19 protein-coding genes are annotated in these 17,633 nt (G+C 63.1%); 13 read left to right on the forward strand and 6 right to left on the reverse strand.

From position 1 onward, the window contains the following. Window positions 1-4: 4 nt before the first annotated feature. Complete coding sequence (locus ACR64R_RS11560; RefSeq protein ID WP_487361751.1) at window positions 5-1,339, forward strand: dihydroorotase; 1,335 nt, start codon at window positions 5-7, stop codon at window positions 1,337-1,339. A gap of 5 nt (window positions 1,340-1,344) precedes the next feature. Next, window positions 1,345-2,118, forward strand: coding sequence for an SDR family NAD(P)-dependent oxidoreductase (locus ACR64R_RS11565; RefSeq protein ID WP_487361752.1), 774 nt, complete (start codon window positions 1,345-1,347; stop codon window positions 2,116-2,118). A gap of 90 nt (window positions 2,119-2,208) precedes the next feature. Here ACR64R_RS11565 and ACR64R_RS11570 read toward each other — a convergent pair whose 3' ends face one another. Further along, window positions 2,209-2,442 carry a hypothetical protein gene (locus ACR64R_RS11570; RefSeq protein ID WP_487361753.1) on the reverse strand — a complete coding sequence of 78 codons (234 nt, stop codon included), beginning with the start codon at window positions 2,440-2,442 and terminating at the stop codon, window positions 2,209-2,211. 221 nt (window positions 2,443-2,663) lie between these two features. Between ACR64R_RS11570 and ACR64R_RS11575 the strand changes: the two genes are divergently transcribed. From ACR64R_RS11575 to ACR64R_RS11595, 5 genes are all read left to right on the forward strand, one after another. Then, the gene (locus tag ACR64R_RS11575; protein WP_487361754.1) at window positions 2,664-2,945 is read left to right on the forward strand and encodes a PsiF family protein; all 282 of its coding nucleotides are present in this window, start codon (window positions 2,664-2,666) and stop codon (window positions 2,943-2,945) included. A 224-nt stretch (window positions 2,946-3,169) separates the two neighbouring features. Further along, window positions 3,170-3,601, forward strand: coding sequence for a cupin domain-containing protein (locus ACR64R_RS11580; protein ID WP_487361755.1), 432 nt, complete (start codon window positions 3,170-3,172; stop codon window positions 3,599-3,601). Between the two features lie 153 nt (window positions 3,602-3,754). Next, window positions 3,755-4,510, forward strand: coding sequence for a copper homeostasis protein CutC (locus tag ACR64R_RS11585; RefSeq protein ID WP_487361756.1), 756 nt, complete (start codon window positions 3,755-3,757; stop codon window positions 4,508-4,510). Next, window positions 4,510-5,019, forward strand: a complete 510-nt coding sequence (locus ACR64R_RS11590; protein WP_487361757.1) for a GNAT family N-acetyltransferase — start codon at window positions 4,510-4,512, stop codon at window positions 5,017-5,019. The genes ACR64R_RS11585 and ACR64R_RS11590 overlap by 1 nt, the downstream gene beginning before the upstream one ends. Window positions 5,020-5,094: 75 nt before the next feature. Continuing rightward, window positions 5,095-5,580 carry an SRPBCC family protein gene (locus ACR64R_RS11595; protein ID WP_487361758.1) on the forward strand — a complete coding sequence of 162 codons (486 nt, stop codon included), beginning with the start codon at window positions 5,095-5,097 and terminating at the stop codon, window positions 5,578-5,580. Here the strand turns inward: ACR64R_RS11595 and ACR64R_RS11600 are convergent, their stop codons facing one another. The 4 genes from ACR64R_RS11600 to ACR64R_RS11615 all read right to left on the reverse strand — a co-directional run bounded on the left by ACR64R_RS11600 (window position 5,581) and on the right by ACR64R_RS11615 (window position 10,646). After that, window positions 5,581-6,603, reverse strand: a complete 1,023-nt coding sequence (locus ACR64R_RS11600; RefSeq protein ID WP_487361759.1) for an acyltransferase family protein — start codon at window positions 6,601-6,603, stop codon at window positions 5,581-5,583. A gap of 280 nt (window positions 6,604-6,883) precedes the next feature. Next, entirely contained in the window at window positions 6,884-7,681 is a 798-nt protein-coding gene (locus ACR64R_RS11605) for an FAD binding domain-containing protein (protein WP_487361760.1), read from the reverse strand. Between the two features lie 12 nt (window positions 7,682-7,693). Continuing rightward, window positions 7,694-10,042 carry a xanthine dehydrogenase family protein molybdopterin-binding subunit gene (locus tag ACR64R_RS11610; protein ID WP_487361761.1) on the reverse strand — a complete coding sequence of 783 codons (2,349 nt, stop codon included), beginning with the start codon at window positions 10,040-10,042 and terminating at the stop codon, window positions 7,694-7,696. 103 nt (window positions 10,043-10,145) lie between these two features. After that, window positions 10,146-10,646, reverse strand: a complete 501-nt coding sequence (locus ACR64R_RS11615) for a (2Fe-2S)-binding protein (protein WP_487361762.1) — start codon at window positions 10,644-10,646, stop codon at window positions 10,146-10,148. A gap of 255 nt (window positions 10,647-10,901) precedes the next feature. Between ACR64R_RS11615 and ACR64R_RS11620 the strand changes: the two genes are divergently transcribed. The 3 genes from ACR64R_RS11620 to ACR64R_RS11630 all read left to right on the forward strand — a co-directional run bounded on the left by ACR64R_RS11620 (window position 10,902) and on the right by ACR64R_RS11630 (window position 13,999). After that, window positions 10,902-12,086 (forward strand): FIST N-terminal domain-containing protein, encoded by a 1,185-nt coding sequence (locus ACR64R_RS11620; RefSeq protein ID WP_487361763.1) that lies wholly within the window; start codon window positions 10,902-10,904, stop codon window positions 12,084-12,086. 5 nt (window positions 12,087-12,091) lie between these two features. Beyond that, window positions 12,092-13,429, forward strand: a complete 1,338-nt coding sequence (locus ACR64R_RS11625) for an ATP-binding response regulator (protein ID WP_487362419.1) — start codon at window positions 12,092-12,094, stop codon at window positions 13,427-13,429. A gap of 141 nt (window positions 13,430-13,570) precedes the next feature. Further along, window positions 13,571-13,999 (forward strand): hypothetical protein, encoded by a 429-nt coding sequence (locus tag ACR64R_RS11630; RefSeq protein WP_487361764.1) that lies wholly within the window; start codon window positions 13,571-13,573, stop codon window positions 13,997-13,999. Window positions 14,000-14,108: 109 nt separating this feature from the next. Here the strand turns inward: ACR64R_RS11630 and ACR64R_RS11635 are convergent, their stop codons facing one another. Then, window positions 14,109-14,792, reverse strand: a complete 684-nt coding sequence (locus tag ACR64R_RS11635; protein WP_487361765.1) for a response regulator — start codon at window positions 14,790-14,792, stop codon at window positions 14,109-14,111. A gap of 199 nt (window positions 14,793-14,991) precedes the next feature. On the opposite strand from ACR64R_RS11635, the gene ACR64R_RS11640 reads away from it, so the two are divergent. The 3 genes from ACR64R_RS11640 (at window position 14,992) to ACR64R_RS11650 (ending at window position 17,514) form a co-directional block, all read left to right on the forward strand. Beyond that, on the forward strand, window positions 14,992-15,690 hold the full coding sequence (locus ACR64R_RS11640; protein ID WP_487361766.1) for a fumarylacetoacetate hydrolase family protein: 699 nt from the start codon (window positions 14,992-14,994) through the stop codon (window positions 15,688-15,690). Next, complete coding sequence (gene maiA / locus ACR64R_RS11645; RefSeq protein ID WP_487361767.1) at window positions 15,687-16,337, forward strand: maleylacetoacetate isomerase; 651 nt, start codon at window positions 15,687-15,689, stop codon at window positions 16,335-16,337. Before ACR64R_RS11640 ends, maiA begins: the two co-directional genes overlap by 4 nt. A gap of 136 nt (window positions 16,338-16,473) precedes the next feature. Continuing rightward, window positions 16,474-17,514: a zinc-dependent alcohol dehydrogenase family protein gene (locus ACR64R_RS11650; RefSeq protein WP_487361768.1), complete on the forward strand. Its 1,041-nt coding sequence runs from the start codon at window positions 16,474-16,476 to the stop codon at window positions 17,512-17,514. Window positions 17,515-17,633: the final 119 nt, after the last annotated feature.

Below are 17,633 nucleotides of genomic sequence, written 5' to 3' on the forward strand. Positions count from 1 at the left end.
CGACTTGTTCGAGACGCTGATCCGCGGCGCAATAGTGGTCAACGCTGATGGATTGAACCGCAGCGATGTCGGTATCGCAGGCGGCAAGGTCGTCGCGCTTGTCGCGCCAGGGGAAACCGCCGAAGCGGGAACCGTCATTGACGCCTCCGGCTGCTTCCTCCTCCCCGGCCTCGTGGATGCGCATGCGCATCTGCGCGACCCCGGGCTAACACATAAGGAGGACTTCTCCTCCGGCACGCACGCGGCGGCGCTTGGCGGCGTCACCACCGTGCTCGATATGCCGACCGATGAACCGTGGACGGCCACGCATCGACAACTCGCGGACAAGATGGCGATCGCCGAAGGCCGAATCCACGTCGATGTCGGCGTGCAGGCCGTGGTCAGCCGCGACCTTTCGCTTATCCCCGGCCTGCTCGACCTCGCGCCGGTCTCCTTCGAGCTCTTCACCGCCGATGTGCCGGATGGATTCCTGTTCGCAACGCTCGATGATGTCGCCGAGGCGCTGAAGGCCTTCGCCGGCACCGATACGCTGGTGGGCATCTCGCCCGGCGACCAGTCGATCCTGGCCGGCAGCACGATGCGCGAGCGCTCCGGCACCATCGCCGCGTTTCTCGACAGCCGGCCGCCGCTGGCCGAAGCCAACGGCATCGCCCGCGCTCTCGTCGTCGCCGCTTCGGCCGAAGCGAGGGTTCACGTCCGGCAGATCAATTCCGAACTGGGCGTCGAGACCTGGAGCCGGCTGCGTGGCATCGCAGATGCCAGCGTGGAGACGACGCCGCAGAATCTGTTCTTCACTGCCAGCGATTACGAGACGCAAGGCGGCAACCTGAAAGCCTCGCCGCCCTTGCGCTCTCCGCAGGATGTCGACGCGCTGCGCGCGGCGCTCCGCGCTGGGCTGATCGATGTCGTCGCCACCGATCACGCCCCGCACGCGCCCGCCGAGAAGGCGGCGCCTTATGCGACCTTCGCCGACATCCCGGGCGGCATGCCGGGCTTGCAGACGCTGCTTCCAACCATGCTGAGGCTTGTCGATCAGGAGCTCATCGCATTGCCCGATCTGGTGCGTATGTGCTCGACCAATCCGGCCGAACGCTTCGGCCTGGGCCGTCGCAAGGGAAGGATCGGCATTGGCTACGATGCCGATGTGCTTATCCTCGATCCGCGCCAATGCAGTACGGTCGCCAATGCCGATCAGGTGTCACGGGCGGGCTATACGCCTTTCGAAGGCTGGATCGTCAAGGCGCGGCTTGCAAATGTCCTCCTGCGCGGCCGCGAGATCGTGCGCGAGGGCAAGCTGATCGGCACGGCACTTGGAACCATCGCCACCAGGGAAAGCTGAGGACCATGCCCCTGCTCGCCAACAAAACCGCCATCGTCACCGGTGCAAGCTCCGGCATCGGCCGTGCGATCGCGCTGAAATTCGCGGACGAGGGCGCAAGCGTCGTCGTCGCCGACACCATCGAGCAGCCGATCGAAGGCGGAGAGAGCACGGTCGAGTTGATCCGTTCCGCCGGCGGCAATGCCGCCTACATCCGGACCGACATCTCGGACTGGAATGCCGTCGACGCACTCGTCGGCACGACGATCGCGCAATTCCGGCGGCTCGACCTGATGGTCAACAACGCCGCGATCTACACCAGCACCAATCTGATTGAGACCACGCCGGAACAATGGAACCGCGTCATCGGCGTCAATTTGACGGGCTTCTTCTACTGCAACAAACGCGCGGTCACGCAGATGCTGACCCAGCCGCCGGTCAACGAGGTGCGCGGCCGCATCATCAACATCTCCTCGCAGCACGGCATGGTTGCCTGCCCCGGCGACCTTCCCTATTCGGTGAGCAAGGGCGGCATCGTGCAGATGACGCGCCAGATTGCCGTCGACCACGCGGACGACCTGATCGTCTGCAACGCGATCGCCCCCGGCAAGATCATTACCGGCAAGCCGGGCGTCGCCAACGATCCGGACGCGCTCGACTATTCGCGCCGCCGTACGCCCTGGCCGCGGCTCGGGCATCCTAGCGACGTGGCGGGGGCGGCGCTGTTTCTCGCCAGCGACATGGCGAGCTACGTCACCGGCATCAACCTGATGGTGGACGGCGGCTGGATGGCGGGCTGACGATCTGCAAGGCGCCAGGAACGGCTCCTGCGGCAGCCGGGAAAGTCCGAGCCGGGCCGTCGACACAGCTCCGCCATCTTCAAGCGCCGTTTAGAAACCGAATTGCTCCTGGCGCAAAGCGTCTTCGTATTTTCTTTTCGCTTCCAGCACCTTGCCGCGGATCTCGTCTTCCTTGAAATGCGCCGCTTCCCACTTATCGATCTCGGCCAGCGTGTGATTTACGGAGGCGAGGTGCTCTTCCTCGCGGATCGCACTTATCCACTCTTCAACCGCCGCCTTGTATGCGCTCTGGAGCTGGTCGAGATTTGGTGTGTCGGCTTGCATTTTAACCTCCATCATCGTTGTCGCTTGTGTAGGTCAGCGACATGAACAAGCGAAGACAGAGACAGGGCCTGACATCCAATCGCCGCGATCGCCCGCGCCCGGCATCCAGGCCATTGTCCCGGTAACGACAAAGTGTCCATCCGAGCCACGGCGAGGCGTGGTGCATCTACGGTCCGACGTTAACTTCCGGGTCTGGGGGGACTCGAACAATGGAGATCGCAATGAAAACCGCAGCACGTCTTTTTGCCTTGCTGGCCCTCGTGGGGTTCGTCACCACCGGAGCTGTGGCGGCGACGTCGACCACGACAACCACAACGCCCTCCGCCAGCACGACAACGACGATGGCGCCGACCACGAAGAAGCCAAAACCGGCCATGACACCTGAAAAGACTGCGATCTCAAAGCAGTGCTCGACCCTCGCGGATCAGAAAGGTCTGCACGGCAAGGAACGAGAAAAGTTCCGTTCGGCCTGCAAGAAGAACGGCGGCAAGGCGCCAAGCTGATCCGCCGGATCGTCTCCCCGGCTTCCCCCCGATTGCCGTCACTTGGCGAAACAGCCTGTTGACCGGCTGATCGATCACACAGTGTCGGGCCCCGGCGTGTCCGGGGCTTTTCCGCTTTCCAGGCAAGCTTTTTGGCGGCAGCGCCCGAAAAACCGGCGCGTGCAAAAGGATGCTTGCGCGTCGATTCATGCCGGGCGATGGTGCGGCAAAATCTGGAGGGGACGATGCGCAATATCATGACATCGGCGCTGCTGGCGGCAGCCGTCGTGTATGCTACCGCGGCCAACGCGTTGGACAGCAGCAACACCCCGGTCGTGGTGACGCCGCTGGCGTCTAAGGGCACGACCGCGTCCGGGCAACCGATCACGCTGCCGCAAAAGAACGTCGAGGTTCAGGTCGCGTCCTACCAGATCGCGCCGGGCGCGACCCTGCCGGTGCACAAGCACCCCTTCCCGCGCTATGCCTATGTCGAGCAAGGCACGCTCAAGGTCACCAATGTCGAGACCGGCGCCGCCAACACCTACAAGACCGGCGATTTCATCGTCGAGATGATCGGTCAATGGCACCAGGCCACCAATGTCGGCTCCGACCCGGTCAAGCTGTTGGTGATCGACCAGGTCGAACAAGGCGCCAAGAACACGATCTTGAAACAGTAGCCGGCAGGGCTTCCCTCGAGGCGCCCTCCCGGTTTCGCTTGGCGAGCACGCGCCATCCAGCCACTTCGATGACTGGACTGATCGTTGCGCCTTTCGCGGCGAGCCGCCTGGTGCTAGGGCTGCCCCTCTCCTCGAATGCATGGATGGAACCCGGTGGCGGACACGCAAAGACCCCTGATCGAAATCTGCGTCGAAGGCATTGACGGGCTGCTTGCCGCGCAAGCAGCCGGCGCCGACCGGGTCGAACTCTGCGCCAGCCTGGTCGAAGGCGGCATCACGCCGAGCCTGGGCACGGTGCGCGCCGCGCTCGAAAGGGCGACCATTCCCTTCCATGTCATCGTGCGGCCGCGCGGCGGCGATTTCCTCTACAGCGAGGCCGAATACGGCTCGATGCTCGCCGATGTCGAAGCTCTACGCGAGCTCGCCGTCGCCGGCGTCGTCGTCGGCTGCCTGACCGCCGACGGCGCCATCGACGAGGCGCGCATGAGCGCATTGGTCGAGGCCGCCGGCCCGCTCAACGTCACCTGCCACCGCGCCTTCGACATGACGCGCGATCCGGCCGAGGCGCTCGAAGCCCTGATCCGCTGCAAGGTCGGCCGCGTGCTGACCAGCGGCCAGCGAGACACGGCGCTCCAGGGCATCGAGCTTCTGGCCAAGCTCGTGCGCCAGGCGGACGGGCGCATCATCATCCTGGGCTGCGGCGCACTGGCGCCCGACACGATCGGCGAAGTACGCAGGCGAACCGGGCTGACCGAGATGCATTTCGCGGCACTTGCGGACGTGCCGAGCGGCATGCGCTACCGCAACCCCAATGTCGGCATGGGCGGCACCGACCTCGACCGCGAATACCGCAACACGGTGACCGACGAAGCCCTGGTGGCGGCAACCATCGCGGCCGCGAGAGCCTGATGGCGAAAACGAGGAGCAATGAATTGCCGCCGATCGACCAGGTCTCGCCCGCCGACGAAGCGACCGTCCTCGCACTCAACAACCAGCATGCGGCGGAGCTGTCCTGGCTCGAGCCGGAACGGCTTTCGTTCCTGCTCGGCGAAGCTTTCTACACTCGCCGTATCGGCGCGCTCGAGGCCTTCATCCTATGCTTCGACCAGGACGCAAGCTACGACAGCCCGAACTTCCTCTGGTTTCGCGAGCGCTATCCGCGCTTCGCCTATGTCGACCGCGTGGTGGTCGCGGCCGAGGCGCGTGGCCGCGGCCACGCCCGCCGCCTCTACGCGGATCTGTTCGAACATGCGCGGCGCGCCGGCCATACGATCGTCACCTGCGAGGTCAATGCCGATCCGCCCAACCCGGCTTCCGATGCCTTCCATGCCGCCCTCGGTTTCGCCGAGGTCGGCGATGCGGTGATCCATGGCGGCAAGAAGTCGGTGCGCTATTACGCCAAACCGATCGTCGCCTGAATTCGCTTCGAACGCTGCTGGCCAGGAAAACAAGCCCTAGCTAATATAGAAGCTCTGCGAGCTGGGGCGCGACACATGGCGAGCAATGTCTTCCGCTTCGACGAAAGCTGGGACATCCCTGAAGGCACACCCCAGGAAGTGTGGAACGTGCTGTCGGACGCCCAGTTGCTGCCGCTCTGGTGGGGTGATGCCTACAAGGAAGTCGAGCCGCTCGACCAAAAGGGCAAGGGCGTCGTCGGCGCACGCGCCAGGGCCAGGGCGCGCGGTGCCCTGCCCTATGAGCTGAACTTCATCATCGAGGCCGCCGAGCTCGAGCCCGGCCGCCTGGTGGTGGTGAAGACCTTCGGCGATTTCGAGGGACTGTGGCGGGCCGAACTGTCGCCGTCCGGGACCGGCACGCATGTCGACCTGATCTGGCAGGTGACGGTCGAGAGGCCGATCCTCAAGTTACTGGCGCCGCTGCTGAGACCCGCCTTCGCCTGGAACCACCGCTGGACGACACCACGCGGCGAAGCCGGGCTTCGCCGTTACCTGGCCGCGCGGAAAACCGGCAAGACCTGATCACCAATTGCGGTTGAGCCAGCTGCGAGCGGGCCTTTCCACGACGTGGTAGCTCGCGAACGCACAGGCGAACACAGCCGCCAGCATCGGCAGCGGCGCGCTGCCGCGCTCATCGACGAATTTGTAGAAGGGCTGCTGCCAGAGATAGAGCGAATAGGACCACAGGCCGAGCATGACCATCGGCCGTGACGACAACAGATCCGTCAGATATGAGCCGGCGAAGTCGAGCGTGTTGACGGCCAGCGCCAGCAGCGGCACGCCGACAAGATAGTGGAGCGGGGTTGGCACCGGGTCAAGGAACAGCAGGACGCCGCCGATCGCGGCCACAAGCGCCACATGTGGGCTCCACAGCGAAACCGGCACACGGCCGTCCGCCTTGAGCAGGCAGATCGCGGCGGACAGCAGGATCGAAGCGATATGCACGTCGGTGCGCCAATAGGTGGTCTCGTAGCCCATGCCGAGAACCCCGTACGAAATGGCGCCGTTGGCCATTGCCAGCAGCGCCGACAACACCAGCAACCGCACGACATTCGCCCTTTCGGTCACCAGAACGCTGATCAGCGCGAGCAGGATATAGGAGTGCTCCTCGACGCAGAGCGACCATATGTGATCGAGCGCGCCGGCCCGGTTGATGAAGATGCCGGCGTAATTGTAGGTGAAGGTCAGCGCCGTCAGCGCCGCCTTCCATTTGAAGGCGATGAAGGTGCCGGTCAGGCCGATCATGGCGGCGATCACGAACACAAGCAGCGCCGGATAGATGCGCGAAAAACGGCGCTTGAAGAACTTCTTCAGCGGAAAGCGCTCGATGAACAGGATTTCGCCCATCAGCCGGCCGCTGAGCACGAAGAAGAATTCGACGCCGAGAACCCCGAAGTTAATTCCCGGGACCGGAAAGAAATGGCCGATCAGCACCAGGGCGATCGACAATCCACGCCAGCCGTCCAGATAGGCCAGTCTTGTCCGTGCGGTTTTGCCGGCTACGGTCCGTGGCATGACCACGGACGCCGCGGGAACATCGGTCATACCGTGCCTTCGCGCTCGGGGCCCAGGCACGCATGCCGGAACCGCTTCGCATCCCGCCATATTCATTTTGCAGTGCGGGATACTTTTGTGCAAGCGCGAAAGGGCGATTTCTCAGGAACTCTCGCCAAGCCGTTGCGAATACAAAGAAAAAAGGGGCCACGACGGCCCCTTCCTTTCAGCCAGAGCAACTTAAGAAATCGGCTGCTGTCAGCCTTCCGCACAAAACAATCGAAGCGACGCGTCGTTTGCGTGAACGGTGAGCCGCTCCGGTCCGAATGCGTCAGGCGTTGGCCGCGGCCACCGCGCGCTTTGCCATCACCGCGATCAGATTGGCGCGGTAGTCGGCCGAGGCATGAATATCGCTCATCAGGCCCTTTGCGGGCACTTTGAGACCGTCAAGCGCCGAGGCTTCGAAAGTCTTGGCCAGCGCCGCCTCGACTTCCTTGGAGCGGAAGACACCCTCCTCGCCGGCGCCCGTAACCGCCACCCTCACGCCATCCTTGCCCTTGGTGACGAACACGCCGACGATGGCGTAACGCGAGGCTGGGTTGCGGAACTTCTGGTAAGCCGCCTTGGCCGGAGCGGTGAAGCTCACCGCCGTGACGATCTCGCTTTCCTTCAGCGCCGTCTCGAACAGGCCCTTGAAGAACTTATCCGCCGCGATTTCACGCTTGTTGGTGATAATCGTCGCGCCCAGCGCCAGCAAAGCCGCCGGATAATCCGCCGCCGGATCGTTGTTGGCGATCGAGCCGCCGATCGTGCCTTTGTGGCGGACCGCCGGATCGCCGATCAAGGATGCCATATGCGCAAGCGCCGGGCATGCCTTCTTCAGCTTCTCATCGGTGGAGACGTCGTAATGTGTCGTCGCCGCGCCGATGGTGACGGTCTTGCCGGACACCTTGACGCCCTGGAGTTCCTTCAGTCGTGAGACGTCGACAAGGTCCGAAGGCGCGGCGAGCCGCGTCTTCATGGCCGGAATCAGCGTCATGCCGCCGGAGAGCAGCTTGGCGTCGCCGCTCTTGAGCTGCCTGGCGGCCTCGGCGACGGAGGAAGCGCGATGATAGTTGACGGAATACATGTTCGTTCCTCCTCAGTGCTTCGTCGCGCGGATGGTTGCCCACACCGTGGCCGGTGATGCCGGCATGGCGATGTCGACGACGCCGAGGGCGTCGGTGATGGCGTTGATCACCGCCGGCGGAGAACCGATGGCGCCCGCCTCGCCGCAGCCCTTGATGCCGAGCGGATTGCCGGGACATGGGGTGTTCGAGGTCGAGACCTTGAAGGACGGCAGGTCGCCCGCGCGCGGCATGGTGTAGTCCATGTAGCTTGCAGTCAGCAATTGCCCGTTGCCGTCGTAATGCGCGCCTTCCAGCAACGCCTGTCCGATACCCTGCGCGATGCCGCCATGCACCTGCCCCTCGACGATCATCGGATTGATGATGTTGCCGAAGTCGTCCGCCGCTACGAACTGCACGATCTCGGTCGTTCCGGTTTCCGGATCGATCTCGACCTCGCAGATGTAGCAGCCGGCGGGGAAAGTGAAGTTTGACGGATCGTAGAACGCGGTTTCTTTCAGGCCCGGCTCCATGCCCGAAGGCAAATTATGGGCGGTGTAGGAGGCAAGCGCCACCTGAAACCAGGGCAGGCTCTTGTCGGTGCCGGCCACCTTGACCTCGCCATTCTCGATGACGATGTCCCCCTCGTCCGCTTCCAGCAGATGTGCCGCGATCTTCTTGGCCTTGGCCTCGACCTTGTCGAGCGCCTTGACGATGGCCGACATGCCGACGGCGCCTGAACGCGAGCCGTAAGTGCCCATGCCCATCTGCACCTTGTCGGTGTCGCCGTGGACGATCGACACCGAATCCAGCGGCACGCCGAAGCGCTGGGTGACCAGTTGCGCGAAGGTCGTCTCATGACCCTGGCCGTGACTATGCGAGCCGGTCAGCACCTCGATCGTGCCGACGGCATTGACGCGCACCTCCGCGGATTCCCACAGGCCGACGCCTGCGCCGAGCGAGCCGACCGCCGCCGACGGCGCGATCCCGCAGGCCTCGATGTAGCAACTCATGCCGATGCCGCGCAGCTTGCCCTGCTTCTTCGCCTCCGCGCGCCTTCTGGTGAAGCCGGCATAGTCGGCGGCCTTCATCGCCGCATCGAGCGAGGCGTTATAGTCGCCGGCGTCATAGTTCATGATCACCGGCGTCTGGTGCGGGAAAGAGGTGATGAAGTTCTTACGTCGCAATTCCGCCGGCGACACGCCGAGCTCTCGCGCGGCGGTTTCCATCGTCCGCTCCAGGAGATAGGTGGCTTCCGGCCGCCCTGCTCCGCGATAGGCGTCGACCGGCGCGGTGTTGGTGTAGACGGTCCGCACATTGGCGTGGATCGCCGGGATGTTGTATTGGCCCGAGAGCAGCGTGGCATAGAGATAGGTCGGCACGCAGGACGAGAACAGCGACATATAGGCGCCTAGATTGGCGATCGTGTCGACCTTCAACCCGGTGATCCGGTTGTCCTTGTCAAAGGCCATCTCGACCGTCGAGACGTGGTCGCGGCCGTGCGCGTCGGAAAGGAAGCTCTCAGTGCGGTCGGCCACCCATTTCACCGGGACGCCGGTCTTCTTCGACGCCCACAGGCAGACGATCTCTTCCGGATAGATATAGATCTTGGAGCCGAAGCCGCCACCGACGTCCGGCGCGATCACACGCAGCTTGTTCTCAGGCGCGACATTGTAGAAGGCGCTCATCACCAGCCGCGCGACATGTGGGTTCTGCGATGTCGTCCAGCAGGTGTAATGGTCCTCCGCCTTGTCGTAGTGGCCGAGCGCGGCGCGCGGCTCCATGGCATTGGGCACAAGGCGATTGTTGACGATCTTCATGCGCGTGACATGGGCGGCTGACTTGATCGCCGCGTCGGTTGCCTTCGCGTCGCCGATCTCCCAGTCGAAGATCAGATTGTTGTCGGATTCGGCATGGATCTGCGGCGCGCCTGGTTGGATCGCCTTCGTGGCATCGACCACGGCCTTCAGTTCCTTGTAGGTGATCTCGACCGCTTCGGCGGCGTCGCGCGCCTGGCCCTTGGTGTCGGCAATCACGATGACGACGGCGTCGCCGACATAGCGCACCTTGTCGACCGCGAGCGGCGACCAGGCACCCATCTTCATCGGCGTGCCGTCCTTGGAATGGATCATCCAGCCGCAGATCAGGTTGCCGATACCATCGGCCTTGAGCTCCTTGCCGGTAAGGACGCCGACGACGCCGGGCATCGCCTGCGCCTTTTTGACATCGATCTTCTTGATCTGCGCATGCGCATACGGGCTGCGCACGAACACGGCATGCTTCATGCCGGGAACAACCATGTCGTCGACATAGCGGCCGCCACCGGTGATGAACCTTTTGTCTTCCTTACGCGCCACGCGGGCGCCAACGCCTTCGATACCCATTGCGGAAATTCCTCCCGAGTGAATGGTGAATTGTGGAATGGCGAATCGTCGAAAAGGAAGAGCCGGCAGCGGCTCTATTCAACATTCACCATTGACCATTCACCTAAGCCGCCTGTTTCGCCTTGCCCTTGGCGCCCTTCGCCATCGTCTCCGACGCAGCGAGGATTGCCTTCACGATGTTGTGGTAGCCCGTGCAGCGGCAGATATTGCCTTCGAGCTCGGCGCGCACCGTCGCCTCGTCGAGGCCCTCGGGATGACGCGCGATCATGTCAGTAGCCGTCATGATCATGCCGGGCGTGCAGAACCCGCATTGCAGGCCGTGATGCTCCTTGAATGCGGCCTGGACCGGATGCAGCTCGGCGCCGTCGGCCAGCCCTTCGATGGTGACGATGCTCGAGCCTGACGCCTGGACGGCCAGCATCGTGCAGGACTTCACCGCCCGACCGTCGACATGCACGACACAGGCGCCGCATTGCGATGTATCGCAACCGACATGCGTTCCGGTGAGGCCCAGATGTTCCCGCAGGAAATGCACCAGAAGCGTTCGGTCTTCGACGCTCCCGCTGACCCGTTTCCCATTAATAGTCAACGACACGTCCGACATGCAACCTCCCCTGGGTATAACCTTGGTTATCACTTGCCGATGCCGTGCTTCGGCAGTGCGTTATTCGCATAGCGTACAACGGGCAAAACAGCGCTGCCAGCGCTCTGCTCCTTGTACTTTCGGTCATGGCGGCGCGCTGTCGAGCGCTACGGCCGGGCCCATTGCCAAATCAGGGATTGGGGGCAAAGATGCCCCCGACGCGGCGCGTGCCTGACACGCACAAGAAAAATACTCACAAGAACTGCGTCGGAGGAATTGCGGAGAACGCAGCTGGCAAGTTCGAGCACACGCTATGCATCGGGCCTTTCGGCGCTCACCACGGATGAGCCCGACCCGAATGCCTTTGCCCGGGCAATCGCGGCCGAAGCGGCGATCGTCGACGCCGGCTTCGCGCTTCTTTTCTTCTCCCAAGGCCTCGTCGACGCGGCGGCGCTGGCGCAGGCCCTGGAAATATACGCACCCTCGCTAGCCTACGCTGGCTGTTCGACCGCCGGCGAAATAACGCCGCGGGGACTGGAGGAAGGGCATATCCTTGCCCTGCTTTTGCCTTCGGCATCGTTTTCGACCGTCTCCACCATGGTCGAGGACCTCTCGTCGTCAGGCATGGACAGGATCACCGGGGAGGTCGTGGCGTTGCGACGCCTCCTGCAGGCGCGCGTCGGCCACGACCGCTCCATGGGCATCTTCGCGCTTTGCTTCATCGACGGGCTGTCCTACGCCGAGGAAGCGGTGACCTCGGCCATCCACTGGGGGTTGGACGACATCCCGCTGATCGGCGGCTCGGCCGGCGACGATCTCAAATTCGAGACGACCAGTCTGATGGCTAACGGCAGGGTTGCCTCCGACAGCGCCATCGTCGTGCTGATCGCGACCGACATCCCGTTCCACGTCTTCAAGACAGACAATTTCTTCCCGACCGACGAGAAGCTGGTGGTGACGGCATCCGATCCCGACCATCGCATCGTGCGCGAGTTCAACGCCACCAACGCCGCGGAAGAATACGCAGCCTCCGTCGGCATCCCGCCGCAGACGCTGACGCCGCTGAGCTTTGCCTCGCACCCCGTCGTGGTGAAGGTCGGCGGCGAATATTATTGCCGCTCGATCCAGCGTATGCACCCTGACGGCTCGCTGTCCTTCTTCTGCGCCATCGACGACGGCGTGGTGCTTTCCATCGCCCAACCGAAGAACATGGTGGAAGCAACGCGCACGGCCCTGCAGGATGTCGAGCACAGGCTCGGCGGGATCGACATGATCCTCGGCTTTGACTGCGTGCTGCGCCGGCTCGACGCGCACAACCGCCAGGTCTTTCGCGACATTTCCGAGCTCTACCGGACCAACAAGGTGATCGGCTTCGGCACTTATGGCGAGCAGTACCGCTCGATGCACCTCAACCAGACCTTTACCGGCATCGCCTTCGGCGAGCGCCAGGCAGCCGAGTGAGCGAGATGCCGCTTCGCGACATCAACGACGTCGAAAGGCTGAAGAAGATCAACGCGGCGCTCGTCGGCCGTGTCGAGCGCTCCATGGATCAGCAAGGCAACGCTTTCTCGTTGTTCCAGACCGCCATTTCGCTGGAAAACAGGGTCCGCAACCGCACCGAGGAATTGCACGCGACGCTGCGCCGGCTCGAGCAATCGAACATCGAGCTCAGCGCGGCGAAGGAGAACGCCGAGCTGGCGAACCTCTCCAAGACCAGGTTCCTCGCCGCCGCCAGCCACGACGTGCTGCAGCCGCTCAACGCCGCGCATCTGTCGGTCTCGGCGCTGGCCGAGGTCCAGACCAGCGAGGAAGGCAAGAAGCTGGTGCGCCAGGTCGAGCGCTCGCTGGAGACGATGGAAGATTTGCTGCGCACGCTGCTCGACATCTCCAAGCTGGACGCCGGCGTGGTGCAAGCCGAAATCGGCGACGTCAGCCTGGAGACGCTGTTTTCCTCGCTGCGCTCGGACTTTCTTCCCGAGGCGGAAAAGAAGGGCCTGACGCTGAAATTCCGGCCGGTCAATGTCGTCGTACGCTCCGACCGCACGCTGCTCAGGCGCATCCTGCAGAACATCCTTTCCAACGCTCTGCGCTACACCCGCTCCGGCGGCGTCCTGGTCGGCACCAGGCATCGCGGCGACACCATCCGCATAGACGTCGCCGACACCGGCTGCGGCATTGCCGAGGACCAGCGCGAAGCCGTGTTCGAGGAATTCCACCGCGGCACCTCGACGCTTTCCGATAGCGGGCTGACGGGCGGGCTGGGGCTGGGCCTCGCGATCGTGCGCCGCATGGCGGCGGCGCTGGGCCATCCCGTCACCTTTTCCTCAAGGGTCGGGCGCGGCACCATCTTCCACATCGACGTGCCGATCGGTATGGCGGCCGCGGAGCCGGCGACGGCCGTCGCGGACATGGACCGTCCGCGCGGCTACGGGCTGTTCGGCACCAAGGTCTTGCTGGTCGAGAACGACGTTGACGTGCTTTCCGCCATGACGTCGCTGCTCGGGCGCTGGCAGTGCCTGGTGCGCACCGCGACCTCGACCGACGATGCGCTCGACCTGCTCGGCGACACCGCCTGGGTGCCAGATATCATCATAGCCGACCAGCATCTGGACGGCGGCGACCTGGGTACCACGACGATCGCCGAGGTGCGCGACTATCTCGGCCGCCCGGTTCCGGCGCTGATCGTCACCGCCGACGGCTCCGAACTCGTCGCCAAGGCCGCCCGCTCGGCCGGCATAGAGCTGATGCGCAAGCCGCTGAAGCCGGCGCAGCTACGCGCGCTGCTGGCGCATTTGCTGGCTTAGCGGCGCTTATGCAGCCAACAAACAAGCAGGCGCAGAATCTTCACTTTGAAACCATAGCGTAAACACTTCCAGCGCGTCTCTATCAACGCTGAAATTTAGTGACGGATCATCCGGCAATCCTTCAAATGCAACGGAACCGCAATGATTGTTCAATTCTACGGCATCACGTTTGATGCGCCTGATGGATGGCAAGATATAACCGCAAGCCTTCCAGATGGGTCGCCACCGACCATATCTAAGGCATCCGGTGTCAGCGCCATCCAATTTTCCATTGCAAAATATCGCGGCGGTAAAAGACCAAACATAACCTTGGATCACCTTAAGTCATTTGCGATTGAATTTTGCCAAAAAAACTCCATATGCATTGCAAATATATTTACTGGACATAACAATGGACTTATTCATGCAGGCGTTTTTTTGGAAGCAGTCGGCAAATTGCTGGAGGTATGGTACATATCCAACGGCAACGACATTGTCTTTGTAACTTATGTTGGCATAAGCGATGATGAAAATATATTGGCCGACGAACTCAGCGAGGCGAGGGGGATAATTTCATCGATATCATTTTGACAATAGTGGGCGGAAATTGACTTCAGGACATCGAACCATGGTGATAGAATTACGGCGACAGTGCAATTTTTCTTGCCCTGCGTTGTTGTCTGTAGACTGAGCATAAACCTCAAAACCCCGCCTGATCCCTGAACAGCTCCGCATTGTCCAGCTTCGACACCTCGATCACCGCTTGTGTCCGGCTGTAGACATTGAGCTTGCGCAGGATCTCCGAGACATGCGCCTTCACGGTGGTCTCGCCCACCTGCAGCTCATAGGCGATCTGCTTGTTGAGCATGCCCTGGCGCAACATCTGCAACACTCTCAGTTGCTGCGGCGTCAGCGTCGCCAGGCGCTGCACCATGTCGGCGCGATCGGTGCTGTCGGGGTCGGGCGGCTGGCCCTCGTAGTTTTCCGGCACATAGACGGCGCCGTCCATCACCGAGCGGATGGCGGCGGCGAGATCGCTCTTCCTCGCCGATTTCGGGATGAAGCCGGCGGCGCCATAGGACAGCGCCTCGGAAATGATCTTCGGCTCCTCATACCCGGACACGATCACCACCGGCAGGCGCGGATAGCGCGTCCGAAGCTGCAGCAGCCCTTCGAAGCCATGCACGTCGGGCATGCTCAGATCGAGCAGGGCAAGGTCGAACGGCTTGGCGCCGGCCAAAAGCTCTATCGCCTCGGCGATCGAGCGGGCCTCGACGGTATCGACGTCCGGATAGGCCATCTGCACGGCGCTGTGCAGTGCCTCGCGAAACAGCGGATGGTCGTCGATGATCAGGAAGCGGGCGCGGTCGCTGACGGAGCTCATTGCAAAGGTTCGGGCACGGGTTCGATTTCGTCGGGCACAGGATAGTCCGGTGACCATGGCCAGATTATTGGCAAATAGTATATCGCCCAATGGTACTGGGATTGTCATTCGAACGACAGCGCGGGAGCGGCCTCAGTCTTGCCCGCCCGTCAAAATCGGCCGAAGGTGCCGACAATTCACGCCAATACAGGGACAGTCCATGCCAGCATTCGTCCTCCAGCCGCCCGCAATCGCCTCGGTCGCCGTTGCCGGCTCGGCGGAACGGTTCGCCGTGCGCCGCATCTTCTGCGTCGGCCGCAATTACGCCGCGCATGCGCGCGAGCTCGGCAATGACGAACGCGACCCGCCCTTCTTCTTCACCAAGCCGGCCGACGCCGTGGTCGACAGTGGCACGCAAATCCCCTACCCGCCGCTGACCTCGAACCTGCATCACGAAATCGAGCTGGTCGTGGCGATCGGCAAGGCAGGCTTCCGCATTCCGCGCGCCGATGCGCTTGCCCATGTCTGGGGCTATGGCGTCGGCGTCGACCTGACGCGCCGCGACCTGCAGGATCAGGCGAAGAAGGCGGCGCGTCCGTGGGATTGGTCGAAGGCCTTTGACCAATCCGCGCCTTGCGGCCCGCTGGTCCCGGCCGCGAAATCGGGGCATCCGGAGAAAGGCCGTATCTGGCTCGCCGTCAACGGCGCGGTGAAGCAGGACGGCGACCTTGCCGAGCTGATCTGGCCGATCGCCGACATCGTCTCGATCTGCAGCGACGCAGTCGAGCTTCAGCCCGGTGACCTGATCTTCACCGGCACGCCGGCCGGCGTCGGCCCGGTCCAGGCGGGTGACAGGATCACAGGTGGTGTCGACGGCATCGGCGAGATCGCGGTGACCATCGGGCCGCCGAGGGCATGAGCGACCTCGTCCTTCATAATTACTACCGCTCCTCCACCTCCTACCGAGTGCGGATTGCGCTGGAGATGAAGGGCCTGACCTACACCTATGTGCCGCATCATTTGCGCCATGGCGAGCATCTCGAGCCCGCCTATCTCGCCGTCAACCCACAAGGGCTGGTGCCGGCGCTGGTGCTGGACGACGGGAGGCTTTTGACCCAATCGCTGGCGATTATCGAATATCTCGACGAGATTGAGCCTGAACCGCCGCTGCTGCCGAAAGATGCGCTCGGACGTGCGCGTGTCCGCATGCTGGCGCAGATGATCGCCTGCGACATCCACCCCGTGAACAATCTGCGCGTGCTGACCTCGCTCCGCACCTTGTTCGGCGCTGGTGACGAGGATGTCGTCAACTGGTTCCGTCACTGGGTGAACCAAGGCTTCCAGCCGCTTGAAAAGATTCTAGCCTGCTCGCCCGAGACCGGCGCGTTTTGCCACGGCGACGCACCGGGCCTCGCCGATATCTGCCTTGCCGCCCAGGTTACCAACAACGCGCGCTTCGGCGTGGACATGGCGCCCTATCCGGTGATCACGCGCATCACCGCCGCCTGCATGGCGCTGCCGGCGTTCCAAAAAGCTGCGCCGCGGAACCAGATCGACGCCGAGTAGCCCGACCTGACGGCCGTCCTTCGGTACTATCGGCCGGAATGCAAGCGGCGCCAGCCTGGTAGAATCGATTTCCGGTCAATCGAGATTGGAATCGGCTATCGTCGCCGCAAAGATACGCGGTGTTGGGAGTTTGCCGATGAAAGCTGTCGTCTTCGAGAAATTCGGTCAGGCGCCGGAGATCCAGACGGTGCCAGATCCGAAACCCGCCGCCGACGGCGTGGTCATCAAGGTCGAGGCTACAGGTCTTTGCCGCAGCGACTGGCATGGCTGGATGGGCCATGACGACGGCATCACCTTGCCGCATGTTCCCGGACATGAGTTGGCTGGCGTCGTCGTTGCCGCAGGCAAACAGGTCAGCCGCTGGAAAGCGGGCGACCGTGTCACGGTACCCTTCGCCGTCGGCTGCGGCCGCTGCTTCGAATGCGCCTCCGGCAACCATCAGGTCTGCGAGCACCAGTCCCAGCCGGGCTTCACCGGCTGGGGCTCCTTCGCCGAATATGTCGGCATCGAGCATGCGGACACCAATCTGGTTCGCCTGCCCGAAGAGATGGAATACGCCACCGCCGCCAGCCTCGGCTGCCGTTTCGTCACTTCCTTTCGCGCCATCGTCGACCAGGGCCGCGTGACGCCGGGCGAATGGGTGGCGGTGCACGGCTGCGGCGGCGTCGGCCTCTCGGCGGTGATGATCGCCAGCGCCATGGGCGCCAATGTGATTGCCATCGACCTCACCGACGAGAAGCTGGAGTTCGCCAAGAAGATCGGCGCGGTGGCGACGATCAACGCCTCGACGACGTCGAATGTGGTCAAGGCGGTCAAGCAGATCACCAATGGCGGCGCGCATATGTCGATGGACGCGCTCGGACACCCGACGACCTCCTTCAACTCGATCTCCAACCTGCGCCGACGCGGCCGCCACGTTCAGGTCGGGCTGATGCTGGGCGAGCATGCCCGCCCGCAGGTGCCTATGGACAAGATCATCGCCTTCGAGCTCGAAATCCTCGGCAGCCACGGCATGCAGGCCTACCGCTACTCCGCGATGATGGAGATGATCCGCACCGGCAAGCTGCATCCCGAACTGCTGGTGGGCAAGAAGATCAGCCTCGAGGAAGCGCCCGCCGCGCTGATGGCGATGGGTGGTTTCGAGGGGATCGGCATCGGGGTCGTGACAAAGTTCTAGGGCGTTCGATCTCGGACACTTGGCAGATTCTTCGGCGTGACCGCCATCGATGCGACGGTTGACAATTTTTGTGAATTTGCGGCCTTTGTTCCGTCTCGTTCCATAATTCTGGTGAGACA

It is taken from the genome of Mesorhizobium sp. MC2-1-1 (genome assembly GCF_057597255.1).